We start from the raw sequence: 21380 nt of genomic DNA, 5'->3' as shown, positions 1-21380 counted from the left end.
GTAAAAGGTTAGAGATCGTCGTCGCTGGATTGGTGCAGCGACGCGGTTTTCTGGTATTCGTGGGGTTGGGCCCCGGCGGAGCCCAGGCCGATGAGTTCGTCGAGCCAGGGCAGCGGATTTTTCGCGGCAGTGGCGGAGAGCGGAGCCAGGTTGCAGCCTTCGAGCCGGCGGTCGCCCACGTAGTCGAGGTAGGCCAGCAGCTCGTCGAGGCCGAGGCCCGCGGCGGCCACCATCTCGGCTCCCAGCCCCACAGTGACGAAGGTCTTTTCCTGCTCGATGGCCTCGCGCATCAACTCGCGCAGCTCGGCCTTGAAAGGCTCCGTCCACAGCTCGCCGTTTTCCTTGATCAGCTCCAAAAACAGGTTGCGGAAGAACTCGATGTGCTGGGCTTCATCGCGCCGCGTATTGCGGAAAATCTGGCCGATGGTCGGGAACTTGCCCTGGGCGTGGAGCGAGAGAACGAGCGCGTGGAGACCGCAAAACCTTGTGCCCTCCAGGCATTGGCCGAAGAGGAAGATCGTCCTGGCAAAAAGCTGCTTGTTCTCAAGGCGGGTGAGGTCGAGGGCGCGGTTAAACTCGGGCGAAATACGCTCGGAGAGCTCGGCGGGGCGGCCGCGCTCGCAGGCCTCCCGGAAGCGCGCCTCGCACTCGTGCGGGTTGAGCCCCAGGCCGCCGATCATGTGCACGAGCGAGTCGGTGTGCACGTTTTCCTCGTGCGTATGGCGACCGAGGACGAGCTTGAGCTCCGGCGCGGTGACCAGCTCGCGCGTCGCGTAGCGCACCGCGTAGCCGTCCATCGCCTCCGCTGCAGAGAAGTAGCCAATCGCCAGCCGGATGATGTCGCGCTCGGCATCGCTCACCACGCGCACGTCGCGCCAGTGCGCCACATCGCGCGCCATCGAGAGCTCCTCGGCATCCCAGTGGTTGGCCTTCATCGCGCGATACAGCTCGTAGGCCCACTGGTACTTGAGCGGCAGGAGGTTGAAGGTCATCGTCTCGTAGCCGTTGATGACCCGTTTCCCCGCAAACACTTGCTCTGCCTTGGCCTGGTCCAGGGCAAAGGAGCGGGGGCCGATTTGAAACACTTTCTGCATGGGTGTGGGACGTGGATCTGCGCGGTGAAAGGGAGAGTGAGTGAGTGGGCGGAAGAGCGAGCGAACGGGCGCGCGGCGAAGTGCGAGGTGCGATGGGAGGGAAGGAGGGACGGGAGGATTCAGAGATCGTCGTCGCTCTCGTGGGTCAGCGAGGAGGCCTTCTGGTACTCGGTGACGCGGCCCTCGAAGAAGTTTTGCTCCTTCTTGATATCCATCATCTCCGCCAGCCAGGGCAGCGGGTTGCGGATCTCCTCCTTGGAAAAGGGCTCCAGTCCGCAGCTCTCCAGCCGCCGATCGGCGATGTAGTCGATGTAGGTCAGGAAGTCGTCGAGGCTGAGGCCCACCGCATTCACCGGCAGGCAGTCGCGGATGAAGTCCTTTTCCAGCGTGATCGCCTCGTGCATCATCTCGCGCAGCTCCTCGCGAAACTCGGGCGTCCAGATCGCGCGGTTCTCCTCGACCAGGTCCATGAACAAGTTCCGGTAGTTCTCGATGTGGTTGGACTCGTCGCGCAGCGTGTAGCGAAACATCTGCCCGACGCCCGGGAACTTGTTCTGCCGGTACAGCGAGAGGATCATCCCGAACAGCCCGTAAAACTGCGTGCCCTCCATGCACTGCCCAAACAGGAACATGTTTTTGGCGTAGAGCTGGATGTTCTGCGGCTGCGTAAAATCGAGCCCCACGCGCAGGTCCCTGGAGTTGCGGGTGACGAATTCGTTTTTGCGGACGATCGTCGGGATGTCGTCAAACATCGCCTCGCACTCGTGCGGGTTGAGCCCCAGCGAGGCGATCATGTACAGCAGCGAGTCGGCGTGGATGTTCTCCTCGTGGGCATGGCGGCTGGTCACGAGCCGGAGCTCGGGCGCGGTGACCAGCTCGCGCGTCACGTGCTGCACATTGTCGCCCACGATCCCCTCGGCCGCCGAAAAATAGCCCAGCCCCATCCGGATGATCCAGCGGTCGACATCGGTGACGGCCAGCGGGTCGCGCCACTGCTCGATGTCCTTGCCCATCGGGATGTCCTCGGGCTCCCAGTGGTTGGCCTTCATCGTGCGGTACAGCTCGTAGGCCCACGGGTACTTGAGCGGGAAAAGGCTGAACTGCTGCGAGCGCTCGCCGTTAATCACGCGCTTGGCGGCCAGCGCGGCCTCCGCGGCGGGCTCATTGAGCAGGAAACGGCGCTCACCGACCTGGTAAACTTTCTCTAAACTCTGCTGGGAGATGGACATAAGAAGCGGAGGCTCTGGTGGACTCTGTGAAGCGGGAAAAAATGGGACAAAAAAGGCGTTTTCGGGATAAAAACGCAGGTAGCGAACCTAAGTTCACCACAACTTACTGGACCGTTGCTCACCACAACAGGATGTGGTCGTATCGAGCAAACACCACAAGATGTGGAAATCGCGCCTTTTCGCGTCAACCGGTTTTCAGCCAGAATCCCCCGCTTCCCCGCAACCAGTAGCCCGCCTACTATCGCGGCCGTTTTTTTGAACGTCGGCCTGCGAATTTTCCGCAAAAATTACGCCCCCGATACGTAGATCCCCGGCCCCAGCCCGTTCCCGCAGATTTTTCCCACTACGCATGGGGCGGCAGGCGGCGCACCAACGAGTGCGCCGCAAAGTAAGTCGGTCGAAGACCGCGCCCAAACGGGTTTCTGCTCCATTCGCGCCCGGGCTGAGTATCTGACGAGTCGCCAACGAGCGGCTCGCCAAATAGGACGGTCGAAGACCGTGTCGCAACGCGACAGGATACGAAATTTTGGAATCGAGCTTCGCCGCGTAGCGGCGAGGACGATTCCAAAATTAAATGGAAGTGGCGACACGCCACCGCTGCCCGCGTAGGGCCTCCCGTCTCCCCTCTCATCCCTTTCCTCACACACATGCGCGCGCCACTACTCGCCCACTTTCACGCCGCCTTTGGCCGTGAGCCCGCCGTGATTGCTCGCGCCCCGGGCCGCATAGAATTCATCGGCAACCACATCGACTACAACGGCGGCACGGTCATCGGAGCCGCCATTGACCGCAGCCTCTGGGTCGGGCTCGCACCGCGCGACGATGGGCGCCGCCGCTTCGCCGCAGCCCACACGGGAGGCGCCATCGTCGAGCTGCCCGCCGACCGCGTGGCGCGCCAGAGCGGCCCCGCGGATTGGGTAAACTACCCGCTCGGTGTGCTGGCCGCGTTTCCAAAATTCGGGCTGCGCGCGCCTGCGGGTTTTGAGCTCTGCGTCGTCTCCGACCTGCCCGTCGGTGCCGGGCTCTCCAGCAGCGCAGCATTGGAGCTCGCCGCCGCCCTCGCCTTTCTCGACATCACCCAGCAGCAAGTCGCGCGCGAGCAGCTCGTCGCGATTGGCCGCCACGCGGAAAACCACTTCGTGGGCGTCCCCTGCGGCATCCTCGACCAAGGCGTCTGCGGTTTTGGGAGAAAAGGTCACCTCGTATTCATCGACTGCCGCGCGCCCCGCTTCGAGCTCGTACCGCTGCCTGGCCGGAGCGGAAAGGAAGAGCGTGAGGGGCGGGCGCGGCGTGAGGGCGATGCGCGCTTCTGGATTTTCAACACGCACACCAAACACGCGCTGATCGACGGGCTCTACGCCGAGCGACACCGCGAATGCCAGGAGGCCGCGCGCGCACTCGGCGTGGCGCAGCTCGCGGAGCTTTCGCCCGAAACATCCGCCGCGCGCAGGGCCAAAGCCCACCTCGCGCCCGAGATTGCGCGGCGGGCACAACACGTCGTCGAGGAAATCGCCCGCGTCGAAGCCGTGCGCCGTGCGCTCGCCCGAGGCGACCTGCGCACCACGGGCGAGCTCCTCACCGCCTCGCACCGCAGCTCACAGCACCTTTTTGAAAACAGCACGCCCGAGCTCGATTTTCTGGTCGATACGCTGTGCACGACTCCGGGCGTCTACGGCGCGCGGCTCAGCGGCGGCGGCTTCGGCGGCGCCGTCATCGCACTGACCGATGCGCACTTCACCCGCGCTCAAGCCGAGACGGTCGCCGCCCGCTACACTGCCCGCTTTGGCAACGCGCCCGAAATCCTCGAAACCCAAACCGCCGACGGCGCGCAGGCAGTGCCCGCTTCCATTCACGCTCCCGCGACAGAATGAAACACGCAGCGTAGTCTTCCCTGCTGACGCAGGGGCCAACTTTAGTGAGCGTTTACCGTTGGCGGCGCGGGCAACGTCGAGCGGCCACCGAGCCGCTCGACAAATGAAACGGGCTAAAACCGCACGGCCAACAAAAGGGTCTGCGCCCCTGCGGCGCAGGCGCAGCTCACCTGAAAGAATTACGATAGCTGGCCCAAATCCGCGACCAACGCGGGCTCCCCGTTTGGGCCAAACGACAGCGCGACTCGCTCCGCCTCTTTCGGGAGCTGAAGTAGCGAAACGAGCGCCAGGCCGATGAGCTCCGGGCCGCGACCCGCTGCCGTGCGCAACTCGCCGACCTTTTTATCCCCCAAGTAAAGCGGCGCGGGCAGTGCGGGAACTGAAAGCGCTTCGGACAAGGACTCGTGACCGCAAACTTGTACGAGCTGGCGGCGCACGCGGCCCATTGAGTGCACGCGCGCCATCACCTCTTGGCCGAGGTAGCAGCCCTTTGTGTAGGAAACAGCGGCACGCTCAAAATCCGGCCCGCCTTCCTGGGGCAGCTCGCCCTCACCCAGGTCGCGCGGTACAGCGGGGATTTTTGCCAAAATCCGGCGCCGCTCCATCTCGTCGGCACTCAAGGCCTTCACTCCGCCGAGCTCCGCGACGAGTGCCTCGCGCACAGCCGCCGGCCCCACCCACTCGACAACGCTCCCCGCGCTTCCGCCCGGGCGCACGCCAAACGGCGCAGTGAAGAATGCGCCGCCGACGCGGGGGGCCAGCGAACCCGCGTCCGACAAAAGAGTCTGCGCCCCTGCCCCATCCAGCAGCGTGAGCCCCGCGACGTTAGGCGACTCGTCGATAAGCTCCACTTCATCGGCGACGATGAAACTCTCCAAATGCGCGCGCAGTGCCTCGCCCGAAGTTTCGTAGCTGCACACGCAGAAACGCTCCTCCCCCGCCCGCAGCACGAAGCCATCGCCCAGTATCCGGCCCTTGCGGTTGAGCCACAGCCCATACACCGCCTCGCGCGGCCCCGCAGCCTCTCCGGGGCCGCTGCTCCCGAGCGCACGCAAGTCGTTGCTGAGCTGCCCCTGGAGGAAATCAAAGGCATCTGGGCCCTCCACACGCAGCCAACAGGCCGGCTTCCAGGGGAAAAACGAAGGCACTGGGGCAGTATTCATAGATTTTTATTCACTTAACAAACAGTGAGTTATAATAAAAAGACAAAAAAATCTCCAAGATTCAGTTGACGACTGAGGCCGGAAACCTATCTCCTCGCAACGTCACTTTAACACTTCTCCCGCATAGCGGGAGTTTTGGGGTAACTAAGAAAGCAAAGGCCGGTCGCTTAGGGGTAAGCGGCCGGCCACTTTTTTTGCCCATTTTCCGAGGCCGGCTTTCCCTTTTCCCGCCGAGTGACTGAGCCCGCTGCTCCTCCCACGAGTAACCACGCGATTAGGCCCACTTATGCCGCGGCAGAAAGAGGCGGCACGAAATTGCGCGGCACCCGCCGTACCACTGGCGGACAGGGAGTGGCAGAACCTCCCAAAAATAAACGAGCCCGATGCCCCTTTTACAGGTTGGCGCGCGAGCGCACAGCGCTCTCACTCTCTCCGCTTCGTTCATGCAAACCACCTCCGACCTTAACATCGTCGAAACCCGCCCGCTGCCGACGCCCGCCGCGCTGTTGGCCGAAACCCCAGCCGGCGAGCGACTCGCCCAGTTCGTCGCACGCACGCGGCACGACCTGCACCGGATCCTCTTTGGCGACGACCGCCGCTTTCTCCTGGTCATCGGCCCCTGCTCGATCCACGACCTGGAGGCGGGCCGCGACTACGCGCGCCGACTCGCCGCGCTCGCTCCCCAGGTCGCCGACCGGATCATGATCGTGATGCGCGTGTATTTTGAAAAACCGCGCACGACGATTGGCTGGAAGGGCTTGATCATGGATCCGCACCTCGATGGCTCGCACGATATCGAGACGGGGCTGCGCACCGCGCGCGCCTTTCTGCGCGAGGTACTGGAGCTCGGGCTGCCGACGGCCACCGAGCTGCTCGACCCGATCACCCCGCAATACATCGCCGACCTCGTTTGCTGGGCGGCCATCGGCGCACGCACCACCGAGTCGCAAACGCACCGCCAGATGGCCTCCGGCCTCTCGATGCCGCTGGGCTTTAAAAACGGGACGGACGGGACGCTGAAGGCTGCCATCAACGCGATCCTCGCCGCCTCGCAGCCGCAGACTTTTCTCGGCGTCAACCTCGACGGCGCGGCCTCTGCCGTGCGCACGCGCGGCAACCCCGACTGCCACATCGTCCTGCGCGGCGGCAGCGCAGGCCCCAACTACTCGCCCGAGCACGTCGCCGCGACCGAAAGCGCGCTCGCCAAGGCGGGGCTGCCGCCGCGGGCCATCCTCGTGGATTGCTCGCACGACAACTCGGCCAAGAAGCCGGAGCTCCAGCCCGAGGTCATGCGGGAACTGCTCGCGCAGATCGCCGCCGGAAACCGCTCGATCATGGGTGCCATGATCGAGAGCAACATCGAGGCGGGCAGCCAGCCCTTCCCCCAGCCGAGAGCGGCGCTGCGCTACGGCGTCTCGATCACCGACGGCTGCATCGACTGGCCGACGACCGAAGCGCTCGTCCGCGAAATCCACACCGCGCTGGCAGTGCGGGGTTGATGTGCGGCGGCACTCCGGTTTGGAGTGGCCGTGCCATGTCCGCACGGATTGCCCTCTTACTGACCGGCGTGTTCGGTCTGCTCGCCATTGCCTGCGGTGCCTTCGGGGCCCACGCGCTCAAGCCGCAGCTCCTCGCCACGGGCAGGCTCTCGGCCTGGGAGACCGCCGTGCAGTACCACCTCATGCACTCGGTCGTGCTGCTAGCCGCGGCGCTCTTTTTGGCCAGCCGCGGCGAGAGCGCGCCCGAGGCCCGCTGGCTGCGCCGCGCTGTCCTCGCATGGAGCCTGGGCATCGTTTTCTTCTCCGGCTCGCTTTACTGGATCGCGCTCGGCGGCCCGCGCTGGCTCGGGCCCGTGACGCCAATCGGCGGCGTGGCGTTTATCTTTGCGTGGGCGTACCTGATTCCGGCGGCCTTTAGCTTGGGCAAAAAGTAGGCGCTGCGACGCCCGGCACACAGGCCCAACCCGCCCTTAACCGCGCACCGGAAACACCGCCCCCGCCAAGCCCGATGAAACTGCCGCCCGAGCTCCTCGCTGTCCTGCAGGCGGTGCGCCGCGTGGGGCGGCCCCGGCTCGTCGGCGGCGGCGTGCGCGACTGGCTGCTCGGGCAGCCTTCGCACGATTACGATATCGAAGTCGCCGGAGTCGACTTCCCCACACTGCAACGCGTGCTCGCGCGCTTCGGCGCGACCGATCTGGTGGGCCGCAGCTTCGGCGTCATCAAACTGCGCAGGCGGGGCAAGGAATACGACTTTAGCCTGCCGCGCCGCGAGTCAAAGGAAGGCGCGGGCCACCGCGGTTTCGCGATCACGCCCGACCCGCTGCTCAGCGACGCCGAGGCCGCCGCGCGGCGCGACTTTACGATCAACGCGATCGCCTACGATCCGTTTGAGGATGCGCTGATCGATCCGCACGGCGGGCAGGCGGACTTGCAGCGCGGCCTCCTGCGGCACACGAGCGCCGCGTTTAGCGAAGACCCGCTGCGCGTCCTGCGCGGCTTCCAGCTCGCCGCGCGCTTCGACTTCGCGCTCGCGCCCGAGACCGCCGCGCTGTGCCGGCAAATCGCGGACACCTTTCGCGAGCTGCCGCGCGAGCGCATCTGGGGCGAGTGGGACAAGTGGGCGACCAAGGCCCGCAAACCCTCGCGCGGGCTCGCCGTGCTAAAAGAGACCGGCTGGCTACAGCATTTCCCCGAGATCGCCGCGCTCGACGCCACGCCGCAAGACCCCGAGTGGCACCCCGAGGGCGATGTCTTCACCCACACCCAGCACTGCCTCGATGCGCTGGTCGCGCTCGGCGACTGGCAGCGGGCACCGCAAGCGCGGCGGCGCAAGCTCAGCTTCGCCGTGCTGGCGCACGATTTTGGCAAGCCCGCCACGACCTTCGTCGGCGAGCGCGGCGGGCGGCAGCGAGTACTCAGCCCCGGGCACGAAGCCGCGGGCGGCGAGATCGCGCAGCGTTTCTTGCAGCGGATCGGTGCGCCGCTGGAGCTCGCCGAGCACGTTTGCCCACTGGTGAAAAACCACCTCGCGTACCACAGCGGCCCGGTCCCTCCCAGCGAGCCCGCCGTGCGGCGACTCGCGCGGCGGCTCGCGCCGGCGACCATCGGAGAGCTGCTCATCGTCATGCGCGCCGATCACGACGGGCGGCCCCCGCTGCGCTCGCCCGAAACGCTGGCGCGGATCGACGCGCTGGGTGAGGTCGCGCGCGCACTCGCGCTCGCGGACGCCGCGCCGAGGCCGCTCGTCCTTGGGCGGCACCTGATCGCGCACGGCTGGCAGCCCGGGCCCGAGTTTGGCGCGGTGCTCGCCACCGCGTTTGAAGCGCAGCTCGACGGGCAGTTTCATGACGAAGTGGGCGGTCGCGCCTGGCTCGCCGAGTATTTAGCTAAACGCCCTTCACAAAAAGAGTAAGCTGCGTACCTCACAACATGCACGCCCGCACCCGCGCACTCCCGCTTTACTTTCACTCAAACCCACACACCCACGCACAATGTCCACAACCCAACTCGACCAGCTCAAGCAGTACACAACCGTAGTCGCCGACACTGGCGACTTCGCCAGCATCAAGCAATACACGCCGCAAGACGCGACGACCAACCCGAGCCTCATCTTCAAGGCCGCCAGCATGCCCGACTACGCCTGGCTCGTCGACAAGGCCGTGGCCGACAGCCGCAGCAGCGGCGCGGCGACCACCAGTCCGGCGGGTCTGGCCGAAACGATTGACCGGCTGCTCGTTCTCTTCGGCTGCGAGATTTTAAAAATCGTCCCGGGCCGCGTCTCGACCGAGGTCGATGCGCGGCTCTCCTTCGACACGGCGGGCACCGTCGCCAAAGCGCGCGAGCTGATCGCCCGCTACGAAAAAGAAGGCATCGCGCGCGAGCGCATCCTCATCAAAATCGCCTCCACGTGGGAAGGGATCAAAGCCGCCGAGCAGCTCGAAAAAGAAGGCATCCACTGCAACCTCACACTGCTGTTCTCCTTTGCCCAAGCCGTCGCCTGCGCAGAGGCCCGCGTGCAGCTTATCTCGCCCTTCGTCGGCCGCATCCTCGACTGGCATAAGAAAGCCACCGGTCGCGATTTCGCGGGTGCGGAAGACCCGGGCGTAAAATCCGTCACCGAGATTTACACTTACTACAAACGCTACGGCTACGCGACCGAGGTCATGGGCGCGAGCTTCCGCAACGCGGGCGAAATCCTGGAGCTCGCCGGCTGCGACCTGCTGACAATCGCCCCCCCGCTCCTCGCCGAGCTGCAAGCCTCGACCGGCGCCGTCACCCGCAAACTCGACCCCGCCGCAGCGGCCAAGGCCGATCTCGCCAAGCTCAGTTTTAGCGAAAAAGCCTTCCGCTACGCGCTCAACGAAGACGCGATGGCGACCGAAAAAACCGCCGAAGGCATCCGCGGCTTCGCCGCCGATATTTTGAAGCTGGAGAAACTCCTCGCCGCCAAACTCGGCTGAGCCGCGAGGAAAAACACGCCCGCGCGCGGAGCGCCCCCCTCCAAGCGACCCGCGCAGAAACTATAACGCGCCCGCGTGCGGAGCTCGCACGCGCGGCACGCAGTGAAGCGACAAAGGCGCCCTTCAAGGGATGGGGCGAGCGGCCTTGGCTCTACTCGCCCCAGTCCCGCGAAAAGGGGCCGCGGCTAGAAGCCGTAGCTCGCGCTAAAGGTTACGCGGCGCGGGGTTTGCCAAGCCGTGGGCAGCAGGTAATCAGCCGCAGCGGTGCCGGTGGTGTCGATCTCGGCGATTTCCACGCGCTGGGTCACGGTCCGCCTGTTGAGCAAGTTGTTCACATCGACTTGCAGGGCGAGGCGGCGGCCCGCCCATTTCGGCACATAGCGCAGGCTGATGCCTTGCTCGAAGACCCAGCCCATGCGGCCCGCGTGACCGCGCTGCACGAGGTAGTAATCGGCACCGTAGCCCGTGCCGGTAACGGCGTCGTTGTACCAGCCTTTGTAGTTGAGCGGGCGGCCCGAGGTGAGGCGGAAGTTCGCGCCGAGCGTGAGCTCGCTGGTGAGCGCGTAGTGGCCGAAGAGCTTGAAGGCGTGGCGGCGGTCATTGGGTAGCCAACCGAAAGAGTTGCGCTGGAGGTCGGGCGTGTCGAATTGCTGGGTCAGGCCCGCGTCGTCCTGGCCGATGTCAGAGTAGACCCAGCCCTCGGTGTTCCCGTAGTTTTGCGACCAGGTGTAGGAGAACTGCGCGGCCCATTTACCGTCCCACACTTTCTCAAAGAGCAACTCCACGGCGGCGTACTTGCGCTTGCCCTCGGTGAACTTGAGCTGCTCGGGCGTCAGGGTGACGAGCTGCTCGCCGTTGCCGTCCTCGAAGTCCCACAGGGTCGTGATGCTCTTGCCGGGGTTGGCGAGGACGTAGTGCTGGTAGCCGATGAAGTCGGCCCCCGCGATCCCGAGGACGTTTTGCGCGTAGTCGGTGAGCGCGTGGTCGATGATCATGTCGTCCATCGTGCTCTTCAGGTCGCGATAGGTGGCGCGCAGGCCGATGCGGTAGTCCTTGTTGAGCGCGTGGTCGATCCCGACGATAAACTCGTCCTGATACATGGGATCGAGGTTGCGATCGACGATCGTGTCTTTGTTGGGGATGCCGCCGGGTGAGAGCAGTTGGAGCGAGCCGATTTGCTGGCCGCGGATGGGAGTGCCGTCGGGGTTTACGCCGAGCAGCTCGTAGTGCTCTTCGGTAAAGGTCTCACCGCCCGCGAGCCGTGCATTGGTGTTGGAGGCGACGGGGATATGGTAGCGGCCGTAGTTGGCGTAGACCTTGGTCTTCTGGTCGCCGAGGAGGTCGTAGGCCACGCCGAGGCGCGGGGCGATCTGCTCGGTCATTTTAACGAAGGATTCTCCGGCGGCGTTGAAGTTCTCGAAATTCTCGCTGCGCACGCCGAGCCGCAGCAGGAGCCGCCCGTCGAGTGTCGACCAGTTATCCTCAATGTAGTAGGCATCGCTGGTGACCTCGAAGCTGCCGCTGTTCTCCAGAAAGCGGTCGCGGGTGACCTGAGTGACGCCTGCGGGGACGGTGCCGCCTCCGAGCGAAGCTCCGGGCGTGACCGTCATGTAGAGATAGTACCACCCGCCACCGGAGTAGCCGGTGGTCACTGCGGAGCTGTTGTCCTCGCGGTCAAAGCCGACGCGCAACTGGTGCTCGCCGAGCAGCGAGAAACCGTAGGTGAGGTCGAAGCGCAGGACTTCGCGCTCGTCGACACTGCCCGGCTCGATGACCGCCTGCGTGCCGGAGAGCCGCTGGGCGGGGCCGAAGCGGGCGTCGAGGACGAGCGGCTCCAGGTCGGTGCTGCCGACCGTCGAGAGGTTGTTCTTACCGGTCCCCCAGAGGGCGGAGAAGGTGAGCCGGTCGGTGAGGCTGCCGATGTAGCGGGCGATGTGGATGTCGCCGCCGCGCTTGGTCGTGATGGTGCTCAGGTTGGTGCCCTGGTCGGTGTGCGTGGCGAAGTCGTAGTCGGTGTCGGTGTTGAGCGACTCCTTCTCGGTGCCGATAAAGGTGTACTCCAGCGTGTGCCCGGGAAAGGGGTTTGCGGTAAGCTTGGCGAGGTAGAGCGGGTCGTCCTGCTTTTGGCGGCGGATGCGGTCGCCGCTGTTGAGGACGTCCTGGTTCTTCACTTCGTTGGCGTTGTACAGGCCGTAGAAGAAGAGCTTGTCCTTGATGAGCGGGCCGCTGGCCCAGATGTTGGCTTCGAGCCGCTCGCGCTTGTCGGCACCGTTGTAGCGCCAGAGCGTGTCGGGCGTGCCGAGCTGGTTCGTGTAGTAAACATTGGGAGTCTTCCCGTTGAGCCCCGAGTCCGGCAGGTAGAAGACGTTGGCGCCGGCCTTGTAGGTGTTGGTGCCGGTCCTGGTGGTGGCGTTGATCACGCCGCCGAGCGAGCGGCCAAACTCGGCCGAGTAACCGCCGCTCTTGATCTCGAACTGCTCATAAGCCTCGTAGGGGAGCTGGATCGGGTTGGTCCCCGTGCGGAAGTCGCTGAGGTTGAAGCCGTCGACGAAGTAGGCGTTTTCCGCGACGGAAGCCCCGCCGAAGGACACCAAATTCCCAAAGGCGGTGTCGCCCGGGACGGTGCCGGCAGCGAGCAGCGCAATCGCGCTCGTGTTGCGCTCGACCGGCAGCGCATCGAGCTGCGCCGCGTTGAAAATGGCGACCGACTCGGTGCGCCCAAAATCAATCGGGCTGAACGAGGCGCCGAGCCCGCTGACCTCCAGGCGCTCAAGCTCGACTACGGCATCGCCACCAAAACGCACCGAGCTGGTCGTCCCGAGCGACACCTCAACGAGCGGCTCGCTCTCCTCGCCCGTGGCGCTCACACGGTAGCGGCCCGTGGGGACGGCAGTGAGGGTAAACGCGCCGGAGGCCGAGGCCGTCGTCGTTCGCGTGTAGCCCGTCTCGACATTGATGACGGTCACCGTGGCCCCGGGGCCTGCGCGGCCAGCCAGCGAGCCGGTGACGTTGGACTGCGCTTGCGCCGAGTTTGTGGCGAGCAAGCCAGCGGAAAAGGCCACGAGGGCAAGGACCGCCAGCTGGAGCGTGCGGCGACCAGTTAACCTGGCGGCCAGTCCCGATACGGCGCGGCCAGCCCGCGCGCGGAGAACGAGTGTGTTCATAGAGTCTCTTTGTTTAGTTGTGTAGGGTCGCGAGAGCACGGCGCAGAAAACTGCGCAGGGAGCTCTCTCGAAGTCGCGCACTTGGAGGCACAAATGGGGCTCAGCTCAAGTACTATCAGTGTCATGAGTAAAACCGCCTACAGGCGCGCGCCGCGTCTTCGTCCACACGCCCTTGACGCGACCTCCCAAGCTGACACGTTTTCCCGCATGGCCTCCGTTGCCGCAACGCTGCCCCGCAAACTCGCCGAGGAACTGTCATACGACAATTCCGAGGCCGAAGTGGGGACTCGTGAGGAGGGGCGTACTCGCGAAGTGACACGCGAGGCAGCGGACACGATGGCGCACGAAGCTGCCCCGGCCACACGGGCTGCCCCCAGAACAATCGCGGAGCGGCTCGCTGTGCTTGAGGCCACGAGCGCCACAAAGGCCGACCTGGCCGAGGTCAAGGCCAGTCTGATCAAGTGGGTTCTCGGCGTGGGGGCCAGTGCACTGGTCGCCTTTATCGCGTTGCTGTTTGCTACCCAGCATTCGCTTAACTCGCGAATCGATCAGGTGCAAAGCGACATGACCGCACGGATCGACTCGGCCGTTACCGAGTTGCGCACGGAACTGCGCACGACAAACGAACGGATCGACCAGACCAACGCACGGATAGACCAGATCAACCAGCGGCTCGACCGACTCTTTGAGCTGATCGCCTCGCAGGCGGCGAACAAGCAGCAGTAGCCGCCCGACGGCACGGCTCAGCGTCGCAGCGCGGCTTTGAGCGATTGGGCGCGGGCGAGCGCTTCGTCTGCATTCGCGCCCCGTACGGTGAAGTGGCCCATCTTGCGGCCGCGGCGCGGCTCGGCCTTTCCGTACAGGTGCAACTTCACATCCGGATCGGCCAGTAGCAGCGGCCAATCCGGATCGCGCCGCTCGCCCGAGGGCCCAAACCACAGGTCGCCCAAAAGGTTCCCCATCACCGCCGCAGGCGCGCGCAGTGCCGTATCGCCAAGCGGCAGTCCGCAGATGGCGCGGACTTGCTGCTCAAACTGCGAGGTCGCGCAGGCATCCAGCGTGTAGTGGCCGGAGTTGTGCGTGCGCGGCGCCAGCTCGTTGACGAGGAGCTCGCCCCCTTCCGTCAAAAACAGCTCCACCGCGATCAGCCCCACCACGCCGAGTTTTTCGGCCACTTCCAGCCCCAGCGCCTCGGCACGCGCCTGAACCTCTGTTGGCACGCGCGCGGGGAGAATCGAGTAATCCAGGATGTGATTCGTGTGCACATTTTCGGAAACGGGAAATGCGCGCGCCTGGCCGTCCGCCCCGCGCGCCACGACGACCGAGAGCTCGCAGCGAAACGCGACCCACTGCTCCACCACCGCGGCCTGGCCCGCAAACTGCGCGGCGGCAGCGGCCACATCGGCCTGCGTCTGAAGTTTGAGCTGGCCCTTCCCATCGTAGCCGAAGTCCGCCGTCTTCACCACACAGGGCAGCCCGACTTCGCGAATCGCCGCAGCCAGATCGCCGCCTGCCGCGACCGAAGCGAAGCGCGCATGCGGGACGCCCCGCTCGCGCAGCCAGGTCTTCTCGCGCAGCCGGTTTTGGGCGATTTCCAGAACCCGCCAATCCGGACGCAGCGCAGCGAGCCCTTCGGCCGCAAGCTGTCGCAGCGGCCCGGTCGGGATGTTCTCAAACTCGTAGGTCAACACGTCGCAGCCGCGCGCAAAGTCACGCAACTGCGCCCAATCTGTGTAAGGCGCATTCACTTCGCGGTGGGCGACCGCACCCGCCGGACAGCCCGCCTGCGGCTCAAAAACCGACACCGAAAACCCGAGCGTCTGCGCAGCCTGCGCGAGCATGCGCCCAAGCTGCCCGCCGCCCAAGATACCGATACGCCCGCTGCCGGGCAAAATGCATTCGCGTGTCATCGCCCCCATGCCAAGCGCACGCCCCCAAACGGGTAAAGGGTCTTCTCCGTGCCGAACTTTATCGAACTTCCACTGCGCGTGGAGCGGCCCTGCGCGGGCGGCGGTGGCGGGGCGCCACTTCCATTCAATTTGCGATTTTGCCTGTGCGCTGCGCGCCCAAGCAAAATCGCAAATTTAAGGGACATCCCCCTTTCGCGTTGCGACAGGCGAGAAACACAAAACGCGAATGAGAGAAGGTACCCATTGGGGCCTTTTTTTGGGATCACAGGTTAAGCTCCTGCCCGATCGGAGATTGGGGGATTTCCTACATTGCGGTTTGCTCGTCGGGCGGAGCGCCCGACGAGCAAACCGCAACGTAAATGGCAGGGGACACCGTCCCCCGCCGCCCGCGTAGGGCAGCCCTCCGTCATTCGTTCAGTAGGGCGGGCATCATTCTCCCGATGCGCCCGTGGTCGATCAAGTCGGTCAAGGCCCGCTTGAATGGCTCCCTGGCCTTGAAGCCGAGCTCGGCACGCGCGCGCGCCGGATTTCCCAGCGAGTGAACGATGTCGCCACTGCGCGCGGGCTCATTGCGTGGCGGCGGCACCCTCGGGTACCGCGTTTCAAATATCTGCACAATATCGAGCAGCGAAGTCGCTCGCCCCGTGCAAATGTTTGCCACGCCGGAAGCGATGCCGGGGGCAGAGCCGCTGGCCGCACCCTTCGCGTTTGCCTGGGCGCCTCGCCCGGACGCGGCGGCCTGAGCTGTCGCCTCCGCTGCCCCCGCCAGGCCGCGTGTCGCGGCCAGCGCGTTGGCGCAGGCCACGTCATACACCGAGATGAAGTCACGCGTTTGCAGCCCGTCGCCGTAAAGGGTAGCGCGGCGACCTTCGCGGTAACAGCGCTCGAAAACCGAGATCACTCCCGAGTACGGAGAGGCCGGATCCTGACGCGGGCCGAAGACGTTGAAGTAGCGTTGGCAGCGCACCACCAGTCCGGCATTTTCGGCAGCCGCTGCGAGGAGCAGCTCTTCGGAGCGCAACTTGGCCTCGCCGTAGGGGCTGATCGGTTGCTTGGGCGCATCTTCGCCAATCGGCAGTTCGCACGCATCGCCATACACCGCCGCAGACGAGGCAAAGACAATCCGCCGCACGCCATGCGTGAGAGCAGCGGCGGCGACCCGCTCGGTCGCCTCGACATTGAGCCGGTGGTTGAGCGCAGGGTCGGCGATGCTCTCCTGCACACTCACCAGCGCGGCGAGGTGGATGATCGCATCGGGGCGGAAGCGCGCACAGAGCGCAGCGAGCGCCCCCGGCTTGGCCACGTCGGCCTCGGCCAGCTTGAAGCGCCGCCCGTGCTGCTCGGTCGCCATCAGGTTTTTCCGGTGGCCGGTGCGAAAATTATCCACGCCCAAGACCGTGTGGCCGTCAGCCAAGAGCCGGTCGGCCGTGTGACTGCCGATGAAACCCGCCGCGCCGGTGATCAAGATTTTTGCCATGAAAGTGGGGGGAGGGGAATGGGAGTGAGCCGCGAAACGGGACTGCGCAATCAGATCGCCAGCACGAGCTTCCCCATGTGGTCGCCGCGCTCCATCAGCGCAAAAGCTTCCTCCGCGCGGCGCAGCGGCCAGGTCACGCCGAGAATCGGGCGGATCTCGCGGCGGGTGACGAAGTCGAGCATCGCCGCCCAATCCGCCGGACTGCCCATCGTCGTGCCGAGCAGGGAGAGCTGTTTCCAAAACACCTTGCGCAGCGCGAGCTCCGGTACGTTGCCGCGCGTCGCCCCGTAGGAGACAATCCGCCCGCCCGGCGCCGCCGCATCAATCAGGGCGTCAAGGCCCGGCCCGCCCGCGCCATCGATGATCACGTCGAAGCTGCCCCGCGCTCTTTCGGGAAAGGGCTCCGTGTAGAGAAAGCCGCCGCTCGCGCCGAGCTCGGCCGCACGCGCAAGTTTTTCTGGATCGCTCGACGTCACCCAGACGTGCGCGCCCGCAGCCTTCGCGAACTGCAAGGCAAAGAGTGCCACGCCGCCGCCGATTCCCGAAACCAGCACGCGCTCGCCTGCGCGCAGTTGGGCCCGCGTCATCAGCGCGCGCCACGCAGTGAGCCCCGCGAGCGGGAGCGCCGCGGCATGGGGCAAGTCGAGGTGGTCGGGCTTGGGCGCGAGCTGCCCGACCGGAACGGCCACTGCCTCCGCAAACGTGCCGTCGCGCGGCAGCCCGAGGATCGAGAAATCCGGCCCGGCAGCAGCCGCGCCTGCACCCCAGCCGAATGCGGGATTGATGATCACCTCGCGGCCCAGCCACTCGGGCGAGACGCCCTCGCCCAGCGCGTTCACGACGCCCGCGCCGTCGCTGCCCGGAATGATCGGCCAGCGCAGCCCCGCGTATTGGCCGCGCAGGATCCACAGGTCGCGGTGATTGAGCGCGGCGGCGCGCAGCGAGACGACGACCTCGCCCGCCTCGGCCTGCGGGGCGGGCAGGTCTTCGCGCACGCACAGTTCGTCAACAGCCGTAAAAACGATCGCTCGCATGGTCGCGCCAGCTTCGGCCGCTCAAAGATAGGTGAACAGCACTTCCTTCGGAAAACGCACTTTGGGCTGCTCCGCCCGCTTGTCGTCCGCCGCGCGGTAGCCTGCGGCCACGCAAACTGCGGTGCTGTAACCACTGCCCGTGAGGCCGAGGATTTCGTCTACCTTTTCCACCGAAAAGCCCTCCATCGGGCAAGCGTCCACGCCGAGCAGCGCGGCACTGGTCAAGAAGTTGCCGAGCGCGATATAGGCTTGGTACGACTGCCAGCAATCGATCCGGCCCGCGGCCTCGGCCCTCTTGAGTGCGCCCTCAAGCATGCGGCCAAAATCGTCGAGCGAGTCGCGCGGGACGCCGAGCACCTCGCTGGTGCGGGCGAGGTGCCGCTCGACATAATCGACGTAGTCCTCCCCGAGGTCGCAGCGCACACTGATCACCAGGAAGTGGGAGCAGTCGCTGACCTGGGACTGGTTGTAGGCCGCCGCGCACAGCTCGGTCTTTTTCTGCGGATCGGTCACCACGATAAAGCGCCACGGTTGCAGCCCATACGAGGAGGGCGTGAGGATGAGGGCATCCTCAAGGGCCGCCCAGGTCTCGGGCGCGACCTTGCGCGTGGGGTCGAAACGCTGGACGGCGTAGCGCCAGTTGAGCGCGGAGAGGAGCCTATCGGGGCTGAGATCAGGTCTGGTTGACATGCGAGCGCAGAGGGAGGAGCGGCCCGTGTTTGTCAAGAAATGCGGAGGCGCGCGGCGCGGGTAGAGGGAGCACTGGCGGCGGCGCGGGCTCGCATTAGCCGCCGTAATTCTGCGAGCGCCAGCCCCCACAAAACCCGGCGCTAAGTACTTTTGAGATTGGCATGCGTAGAAGCATTCACTCACTGCACCGCACGCCCTTTTCCCCCCTTCCCTGTCATCAAAAAAAGCGCGCCCGAAACGCCCCGGTTCTGACGTCGGCTTTTTTGTCCCAACGCCCCCATGTCCAGCTCCATCGTCAAAAAGAAAATCCTTCGCGACTGGCCGTTATACTTCTTCATCCTGCCCTCGCTCGCGCTGATCTTCGTCTTCCAGTACTACCCGGTAGCCAACGGGTTCTACCACAGCGTGTTCGAGTGGGGCGGCGGCGAGGCCAAGCGGTTTACGGGCTGGGAAAACTACAGGAGGGCATTCTCCGATGTCACCTTCCTGAATTCCTTCAAGGTCATCGGGCTATTGCTCGTCTTTAACCTCATCAAGATGTGGCCGTCGATCATCATGGCGGTACTCATCCACCGCCTGAAGAGCGACCGCTGGCAGTACGTCTACCGCGTGCTCCTGGTCGTGCCGATGATCGTCCCCGGGCTGGTGGGGCTGTTCATCTGGAAGTTCCTGCTCGACCCCAATATCGGCGGGCTAAACGCCCTGATCGAGGCCACGGGGCTGAAATCGGTGCTCGTGTCGCTGGACAACTTTTTCGGCTGGGGCGTGTTTTTCACGGATATCCCGATCGCGTGGCTCGGCCAGCCCGACCTCATCTTGCCCACGCTGTTTATCTGGGGTTTCCCGTGGATCGGCATGTTCGGCGTCCTTATTTATCTGGCCGGCCTGCAAGCAATCGGGACCGAGGTCTACGAAGCCGCCGACCTCGACGGCATCGGGCCGATCCAGAAGTTTTTCTATATCGAGTTGCCGCTGATCCTGACCCAGATCCGCCTCAGCCTGATCCTCATGGTCATGGGGACACTCGGAGGCTTCGGCTTCCAGCTCCTCATGCTCAACGAAGGCGGCGGGCCCGGCGGCCGCGGCATGGTGCCCGGCCTGTGGATCTATAACCGGTCCTTCGTCGCCGGGGAGTTCGGCTACGCCTGCGCACTCGGCATCATCCTCGGCGTGATCATCCTCGGGCTGACCTATATCAACAACCGCTACATCCGCGTCGACAAGTGAGCCTGGCGCCCGCCCGCGCCCCGCCACCACCGCACACCGCACAACCTCCCCACTCTCGCACGCACGTCGCCCCCATGCCTTCCACCTCTCCCACCGCCGCAAAAGCCTCCGCTCCCCGCACGTCGCGCGGTCGCCAGCACGACTGGCCCAAGCACATCATCCTGCTGGGCCTCATCGCGATAGAGCTCTTCCCGCTCTACATGATGTTTCAGGTCTCGTTTAAGGACACCTCGACCTTTCTCCAGCAACCGTGGCTGCCCCTCCCCATCAGCGAGTGGAACTGGGGGAACTGGGCTTTCGGCATCAAGCTGATTGCCCCCTACCTCGCGAACACGGTCTTCGTCGCCACCTGCACGACCTTTGGCACCTTTTTCTTCGCGCTCCTCGGCGCCTACTTCTTCGCCCGCGCCAAGCTCCCCGGCAAAGAATTCCTCTGGGTACTCTTCCTGATCCTGCTGATCATGCCCGGCGTGGGCACCTTTGTGCCCGTGTTCATGCTGCTGAAGTCGATGCACCTGCTGAACACGCTGTCGGCGCTGATCCTCCTCGGCGTCGCGGGCGGGCAGGTTTTTAACGTATTTATCCTGCGGCACTTCATCGAAGACCTCCCCAAAGACCTCTTCGAGGCGGCCGAGATGGACGGCGCGAGCCACTTCCAGCGCATGGTAAACATCGTCATCCCCATGGCCGCGCCGATCATCGGCACCCTGTCGATCTTCTCCTTCATGGGCGGGTGGAATGACTTCATGATGCCCCTGATCATCCTGCGCGACCAGGAGCTGTTTACGCTCGGCGTCGGCCTGATCTATCTGGAAGGCGAATACGTGAAGCCCTGGGGCCAGATCATGGCGACCTACTTCATCTCCTCGATTCCCCTGATCATCATCCTGCTCTTCACGATGAAGTTTTTCGTGCGCAGCTTCTCCGCCGGCGCAGTAAAGGGCTGACGACACGTAGAAGTTCCCCCCCACTACGCGCGGTGGCAGGCCATGCCTGCACCACTTGCTGCGGGGCTCCTGTTTCGCGTTTCCTACTGTCGCAACGCGACAGGAGGGGGGGACTTTATGGTTTTGTTTTCGTTCTGCGCGGACGCGCAGAACGAAAACAAAACCAAATGGAAGTGGCGACCCTGACGAGCCGCCAACGAGCGGCTCGCAAAATAAGTGGGTCTTCGATCCCGCCGCCCGCGTAGGGCCACCGTCCCCGGAAGCCCCTACCGGGGCCCACGCCCTCGTCTCCGAAGAAAGGCCACTCCCAACCCCGCAGCCACAAACACCGCGCCGTAAGTTGATGGCTCTGGGAGAGCCTTCCAAGGCCCGTCATAGCCGACTACATAATAATAACCATTATCAAGGCTCCACTGAGGCACCCAAAGACCGCTATCATTGCTGATAGCGATATGACAAAGTGCCTCCTTAGTCACCGCCCCATGATCTTTAATACCTAAAGTACTACTCCCAGCTGGGTCCAAAGAAAGAAACAACACACTATCACCCCAAAACGTTATATATTCCACATTCAAAATAGGACCGTACAAGTCAGGATCTAGTGAGGGCCCGACAAACTCGATAATGGAGTCCTTCTTAACAATGAGATCTCTAACGTAGCTATATCCACTACCATAATCTCCGTAAACCGTCCAATGATCATTATCACTATCCAATACAACCCGCCCCCAATTATCGTCATAGAATTATCTTACCATTTACGCGAATCCCTACTCGTACCGTATAACCGCAAATCGCGGACACGGAGCGAAAGCTTTCTGTGCTCTTGAGAAGCCCAAAGGGCGGCGTGCGTATCCAGCAGGTATTTCACGCGAGGTCGCCCCACTCTTCCAGTGTGAAGGCGGGGCCTTCCCGAAGGTTTTCGAGGTTGGCCGTACCCGCCATACAGCCGAGCAGGCTATCCTTTCGGCGAGCGCGAAACTCGTAAGTCTCGCCGTCAGCCTCGACCGTCACAGTCTCACCGGAGGCCGCAAGCTTGCGCATCCGTGTGAACTGACGCCGGAACTCGCTGACCGTGGTCTTCATGGGGCTCAGTCAAGTGCGCCCATCCGAGC

Annotated in this window: 18 protein-coding genes; 8 read left to right on the top strand and 10 right to left on the bottom strand. The window is 64.5% G+C overall.

Annotated elements, in window-relative coordinates; translation table 11 throughout:
- Positions 1-8 precede the first annotated feature (8 nt).
- On the bottom strand, positions 9-1094 hold the full coding sequence (locus tag AXK11_RS00880) for a ribonucleotide-diphosphate reductase subunit beta (protein ID WP_068628388.1): 1086 nt from the start codon (positions 1092-1094) through the stop codon (positions 9-11).
- A 119-nt stretch (positions 1095-1213) separates the two neighbouring features.
- Positions 1214-2323 carry a ribonucleotide-diphosphate reductase subunit beta gene (locus AXK11_RS00875; protein WP_068628386.1) on the bottom strand — a complete coding sequence of 370 codons (1110 nt, stop codon included), beginning with the start codon at positions 2321-2323 and terminating at the stop codon, positions 1214-1216.
- A 647-nt stretch (positions 2324-2970) separates the two neighbouring features.
- On the opposite strand from AXK11_RS00875, the gene galK reads away from it, so the two are divergent.
- The gene (galK, locus tag AXK11_RS00870) at positions 2971-4194 is read left to right on the top strand and encodes a galactokinase (RefSeq protein WP_068628384.1); all 1224 of its coding nucleotides are present in this window, start codon (positions 2971-2973) and stop codon (positions 4192-4194) included.
- A 179-nt stretch (positions 4195-4373) separates the two neighbouring features.
- On the opposite strand, the gene ygfZ is transcribed toward galK, so the two are convergent.
- Positions 4374-5357, bottom strand: a complete 984-nt coding sequence (gene ygfZ, locus AXK11_RS00865; RefSeq protein ID WP_068628382.1) for a CAF17-like 4Fe-4S cluster assembly/insertion protein YgfZ — start codon at positions 5355-5357, stop codon at positions 4374-4376.
- A 443-nt stretch (positions 5358-5800) separates the two neighbouring features.
- Between ygfZ and AXK11_RS00860 the strand changes: the two genes are divergently transcribed.
- The 4 genes from AXK11_RS00860 (at position 5801) to tal (ending at position 9816) form a co-directional block, all read left to right on the top strand.
- Positions 5801-6856 (top strand): 3-deoxy-7-phosphoheptulonate synthase, encoded by a 1056-nt coding sequence (locus AXK11_RS00860; protein WP_068628380.1) that lies wholly within the window; start codon positions 5801-5803, stop codon positions 6854-6856.
- A 35-nt stretch (positions 6857-6891) separates the two neighbouring features.
- Complete coding sequence (locus AXK11_RS00855; protein ID WP_068628486.1) at positions 6892-7290, top strand: DUF423 domain-containing protein; 399 nt, start codon at positions 6892-6894, stop codon at positions 7288-7290.
- Between the two features lie 74 nt (positions 7291-7364).
- On the top strand, positions 7365-8768 hold the full coding sequence (locus AXK11_RS00850; RefSeq protein ID WP_068628377.1) for a CCA tRNA nucleotidyltransferase: 1404 nt from the start codon (positions 7365-7367) through the stop codon (positions 8766-8768).
- Positions 8769-8847: 79 nt separating this feature from the next.
- Complete coding sequence (gene tal / locus AXK11_RS00845) at positions 8848-9816, top strand: transaldolase (RefSeq protein WP_068628375.1); 969 nt, start codon at positions 8848-8850, stop codon at positions 9814-9816.
- A gap of 185 nt (positions 9817-10001) precedes the next feature.
- Here tal and AXK11_RS00840 read toward each other — a convergent pair whose 3' ends face one another.
- On the bottom strand, positions 10002-12980 hold the full coding sequence (locus AXK11_RS00840) for a TonB-dependent receptor (RefSeq protein ID WP_068628374.1): 2979 nt from the start codon (positions 12978-12980) through the stop codon (positions 10002-10004).
- Between the two features lie 207 nt (positions 12981-13187).
- Between AXK11_RS00840 and AXK11_RS00835 the strand changes: the two genes are divergently transcribed.
- Positions 13188-13706, top strand: a complete 519-nt coding sequence (locus AXK11_RS00835; protein ID WP_068628372.1) for a hypothetical protein — start codon at positions 13188-13190, stop codon at positions 13704-13706.
- 17 nt (positions 13707-13723) lie between these two features.
- On the opposite strand, the gene AXK11_RS00830 is transcribed toward AXK11_RS00835, so the two are convergent.
- The 4 genes from AXK11_RS00830 to AXK11_RS00815 form a co-directional block, all read right to left on the bottom strand.
- Positions 13724-14890: a 5-(carboxyamino)imidazole ribonucleotide synthase gene (locus AXK11_RS00830; RefSeq protein WP_068628484.1), complete on the bottom strand. Its 1167-nt coding sequence runs from the start codon at positions 14888-14890 to the stop codon at positions 13724-13726.
- Between the two features lie 406 nt (positions 14891-15296).
- Positions 15297-16367, bottom strand: coding sequence for an NAD-dependent epimerase/dehydratase family protein (locus AXK11_RS00825; protein WP_068628370.1), 1071 nt, complete (start codon positions 16365-16367; stop codon positions 15297-15299).
- A gap of 50 nt (positions 16368-16417) precedes the next feature.
- Positions 16418-17401 carry a zinc-binding dehydrogenase gene (locus AXK11_RS00820; protein WP_068628367.1) on the bottom strand — a complete coding sequence of 328 codons (984 nt, stop codon included), beginning with the start codon at positions 17399-17401 and terminating at the stop codon, positions 16418-16420.
- A gap of 21 nt (positions 17402-17422) precedes the next feature.
- Positions 17423-18091 carry an NAD(P)H-dependent oxidoreductase gene (locus tag AXK11_RS00815; RefSeq protein ID WP_068628365.1) on the bottom strand — a complete coding sequence of 223 codons (669 nt, stop codon included), beginning with the start codon at positions 18089-18091 and terminating at the stop codon, positions 17423-17425.
- A 279-nt stretch (positions 18092-18370) separates the two neighbouring features.
- Between AXK11_RS00815 and AXK11_RS00810 the strand changes: the two genes are divergently transcribed.
- Positions 18371-19318: a carbohydrate ABC transporter permease gene (locus AXK11_RS00810; RefSeq protein ID WP_068628363.1), complete on the top strand. Its 948-nt coding sequence runs from the start codon at positions 18371-18373 to the stop codon at positions 19316-19318.
- A gap of 74 nt (positions 19319-19392) precedes the next feature.
- Complete coding sequence (locus tag AXK11_RS00805) at positions 19393-20265, top strand: carbohydrate ABC transporter permease (RefSeq protein ID WP_068628361.1); 873 nt, start codon at positions 19393-19395, stop codon at positions 20263-20265.
- A 266-nt stretch (positions 20266-20531) separates the two neighbouring features.
- Here AXK11_RS00805 and AXK11_RS10380 read toward each other — a convergent pair whose 3' ends face one another.
- Together AXK11_RS10380 and AXK11_RS00800 are read right to left on the bottom strand one after the other, a co-directional pair.
- Complete coding sequence (locus AXK11_RS10380; RefSeq protein ID WP_369333194.1) at positions 20532-20687, bottom strand: PEP-CTERM sorting domain-containing protein; 156 nt, start codon at positions 20685-20687, stop codon at positions 20532-20534.
- Positions 20688-21132: 445 nt separating this feature from the next.
- The gene (locus AXK11_RS00800) at positions 21133-21351 is read right to left on the bottom strand and encodes a hypothetical protein (RefSeq protein ID WP_068628359.1); all 219 of its coding nucleotides are present in this window, start codon (positions 21349-21351) and stop codon (positions 21133-21135) included.
- Positions 21352-21380 lie beyond the last annotated feature (29 nt).

This window comes from Cephaloticoccus primus (assembly GCF_001580015.1).
Taxonomy (GTDB): domain Bacteria; phylum Verrucomicrobiota; class Verrucomicrobiia; order Opitutales; family Opitutaceae; genus Cephaloticoccus; species Cephaloticoccus primus.
Note: the sequence above shows the minus strand (reverse complement) of the source record. Positions and strands in the feature narration are given on the sequence as shown.

Coding starts and splice junctions, on each gene's coding strand:
- AXK11_RS00880 (WP_068628388.1), bottom strand. CDS start 1,094: ATGCAGAAAGTGTTTCAAATCGGCCCCCGCTCCTTTGCCCTGGACCAG.
- AXK11_RS00875 (WP_068628386.1), bottom strand. CDS start 2,323: ATGTCCATCTCCCAGCAGAGTTTAGAGAAAGTTTACCAGGTCGGTGAG.
- galK (WP_068628384.1), top strand. CDS start 2,971: ATGCGCGCGCCACTACTCGCCCACTTTCACGCCGCCTTTGGCCGTGAG.
- ygfZ (WP_068628382.1), bottom strand. CDS start 5,357: ATGAATACTGCCCCAGTGCCTTCGTTTTTCCCCTGGAAGCCGGCCTGT.
- AXK11_RS00860 (WP_068628380.1), top strand. CDS start 5,801: ATGCAAACCACCTCCGACCTTAACATCGTCGAAACCCGCCCGCTGCCG.
- AXK11_RS00855 (WP_068628486.1), top strand. CDS start 6,892: ATGTCCGCACGGATTGCCCTCTTACTGACCGGCGTGTTCGGTCTGCTC.
- AXK11_RS00850 (WP_068628377.1), top strand. CDS start 7,365: ATGAAACTGCCGCCCGAGCTCCTCGCTGTCCTGCAGGCGGTGCGCCGC.
- tal (WP_068628375.1), top strand. CDS start 8,848: ATGTCCACAACCCAACTCGACCAGCTCAAGCAGTACACAACCGTAGTC.
- AXK11_RS00840 (WP_068628374.1), bottom strand. CDS start 12,980: ATGAACACACTCGTTCTCCGCGCGCGGGCTGGCCGCGCCGTATCGGGA.
- AXK11_RS00835 (WP_068628372.1), top strand. CDS start 13,188: ATGGCCTCCGTTGCCGCAACGCTGCCCCGCAAACTCGCCGAGGAACTG.
- AXK11_RS00830 (WP_068628484.1), bottom strand. CDS start 14,890: ATGACACGCGAATGCATTTTGCCCGGCAGCGGGCGTATCGGTATCTTG.
- AXK11_RS00825 (WP_068628370.1), bottom strand. CDS start 16,367: ATGGCAAAAATCTTGATCACCGGCGCGGCGGGTTTCATCGGCAGTCAC.
- AXK11_RS00820 (WP_068628367.1), bottom strand. CDS start 17,401: ATGCGAGCGATCGTTTTTACGGCTGTTGACGAACTGTGCGTGCGCGAA.
- AXK11_RS00815 (WP_068628365.1), bottom strand. CDS start 18,091: ATGTCAACCAGACCTGATCTCAGCCCCGATAGGCTCCTCTCCGCGCTC.
- AXK11_RS00810 (WP_068628363.1), top strand. CDS start 18,371: ATGTCCAGCTCCATCGTCAAAAAGAAAATCCTTCGCGACTGGCCGTTA.
- AXK11_RS00805 (WP_068628361.1), top strand. CDS start 19,393: ATGCCTTCCACCTCTCCCACCGCCGCAAAAGCCTCCGCTCCCCGCACG.
- AXK11_RS00800 (WP_068628359.1), bottom strand. CDS start 21,351: ATGAAGACCACGGTCAGCGAGTTCCGGCGTCAGTTCACACGGATGCGC.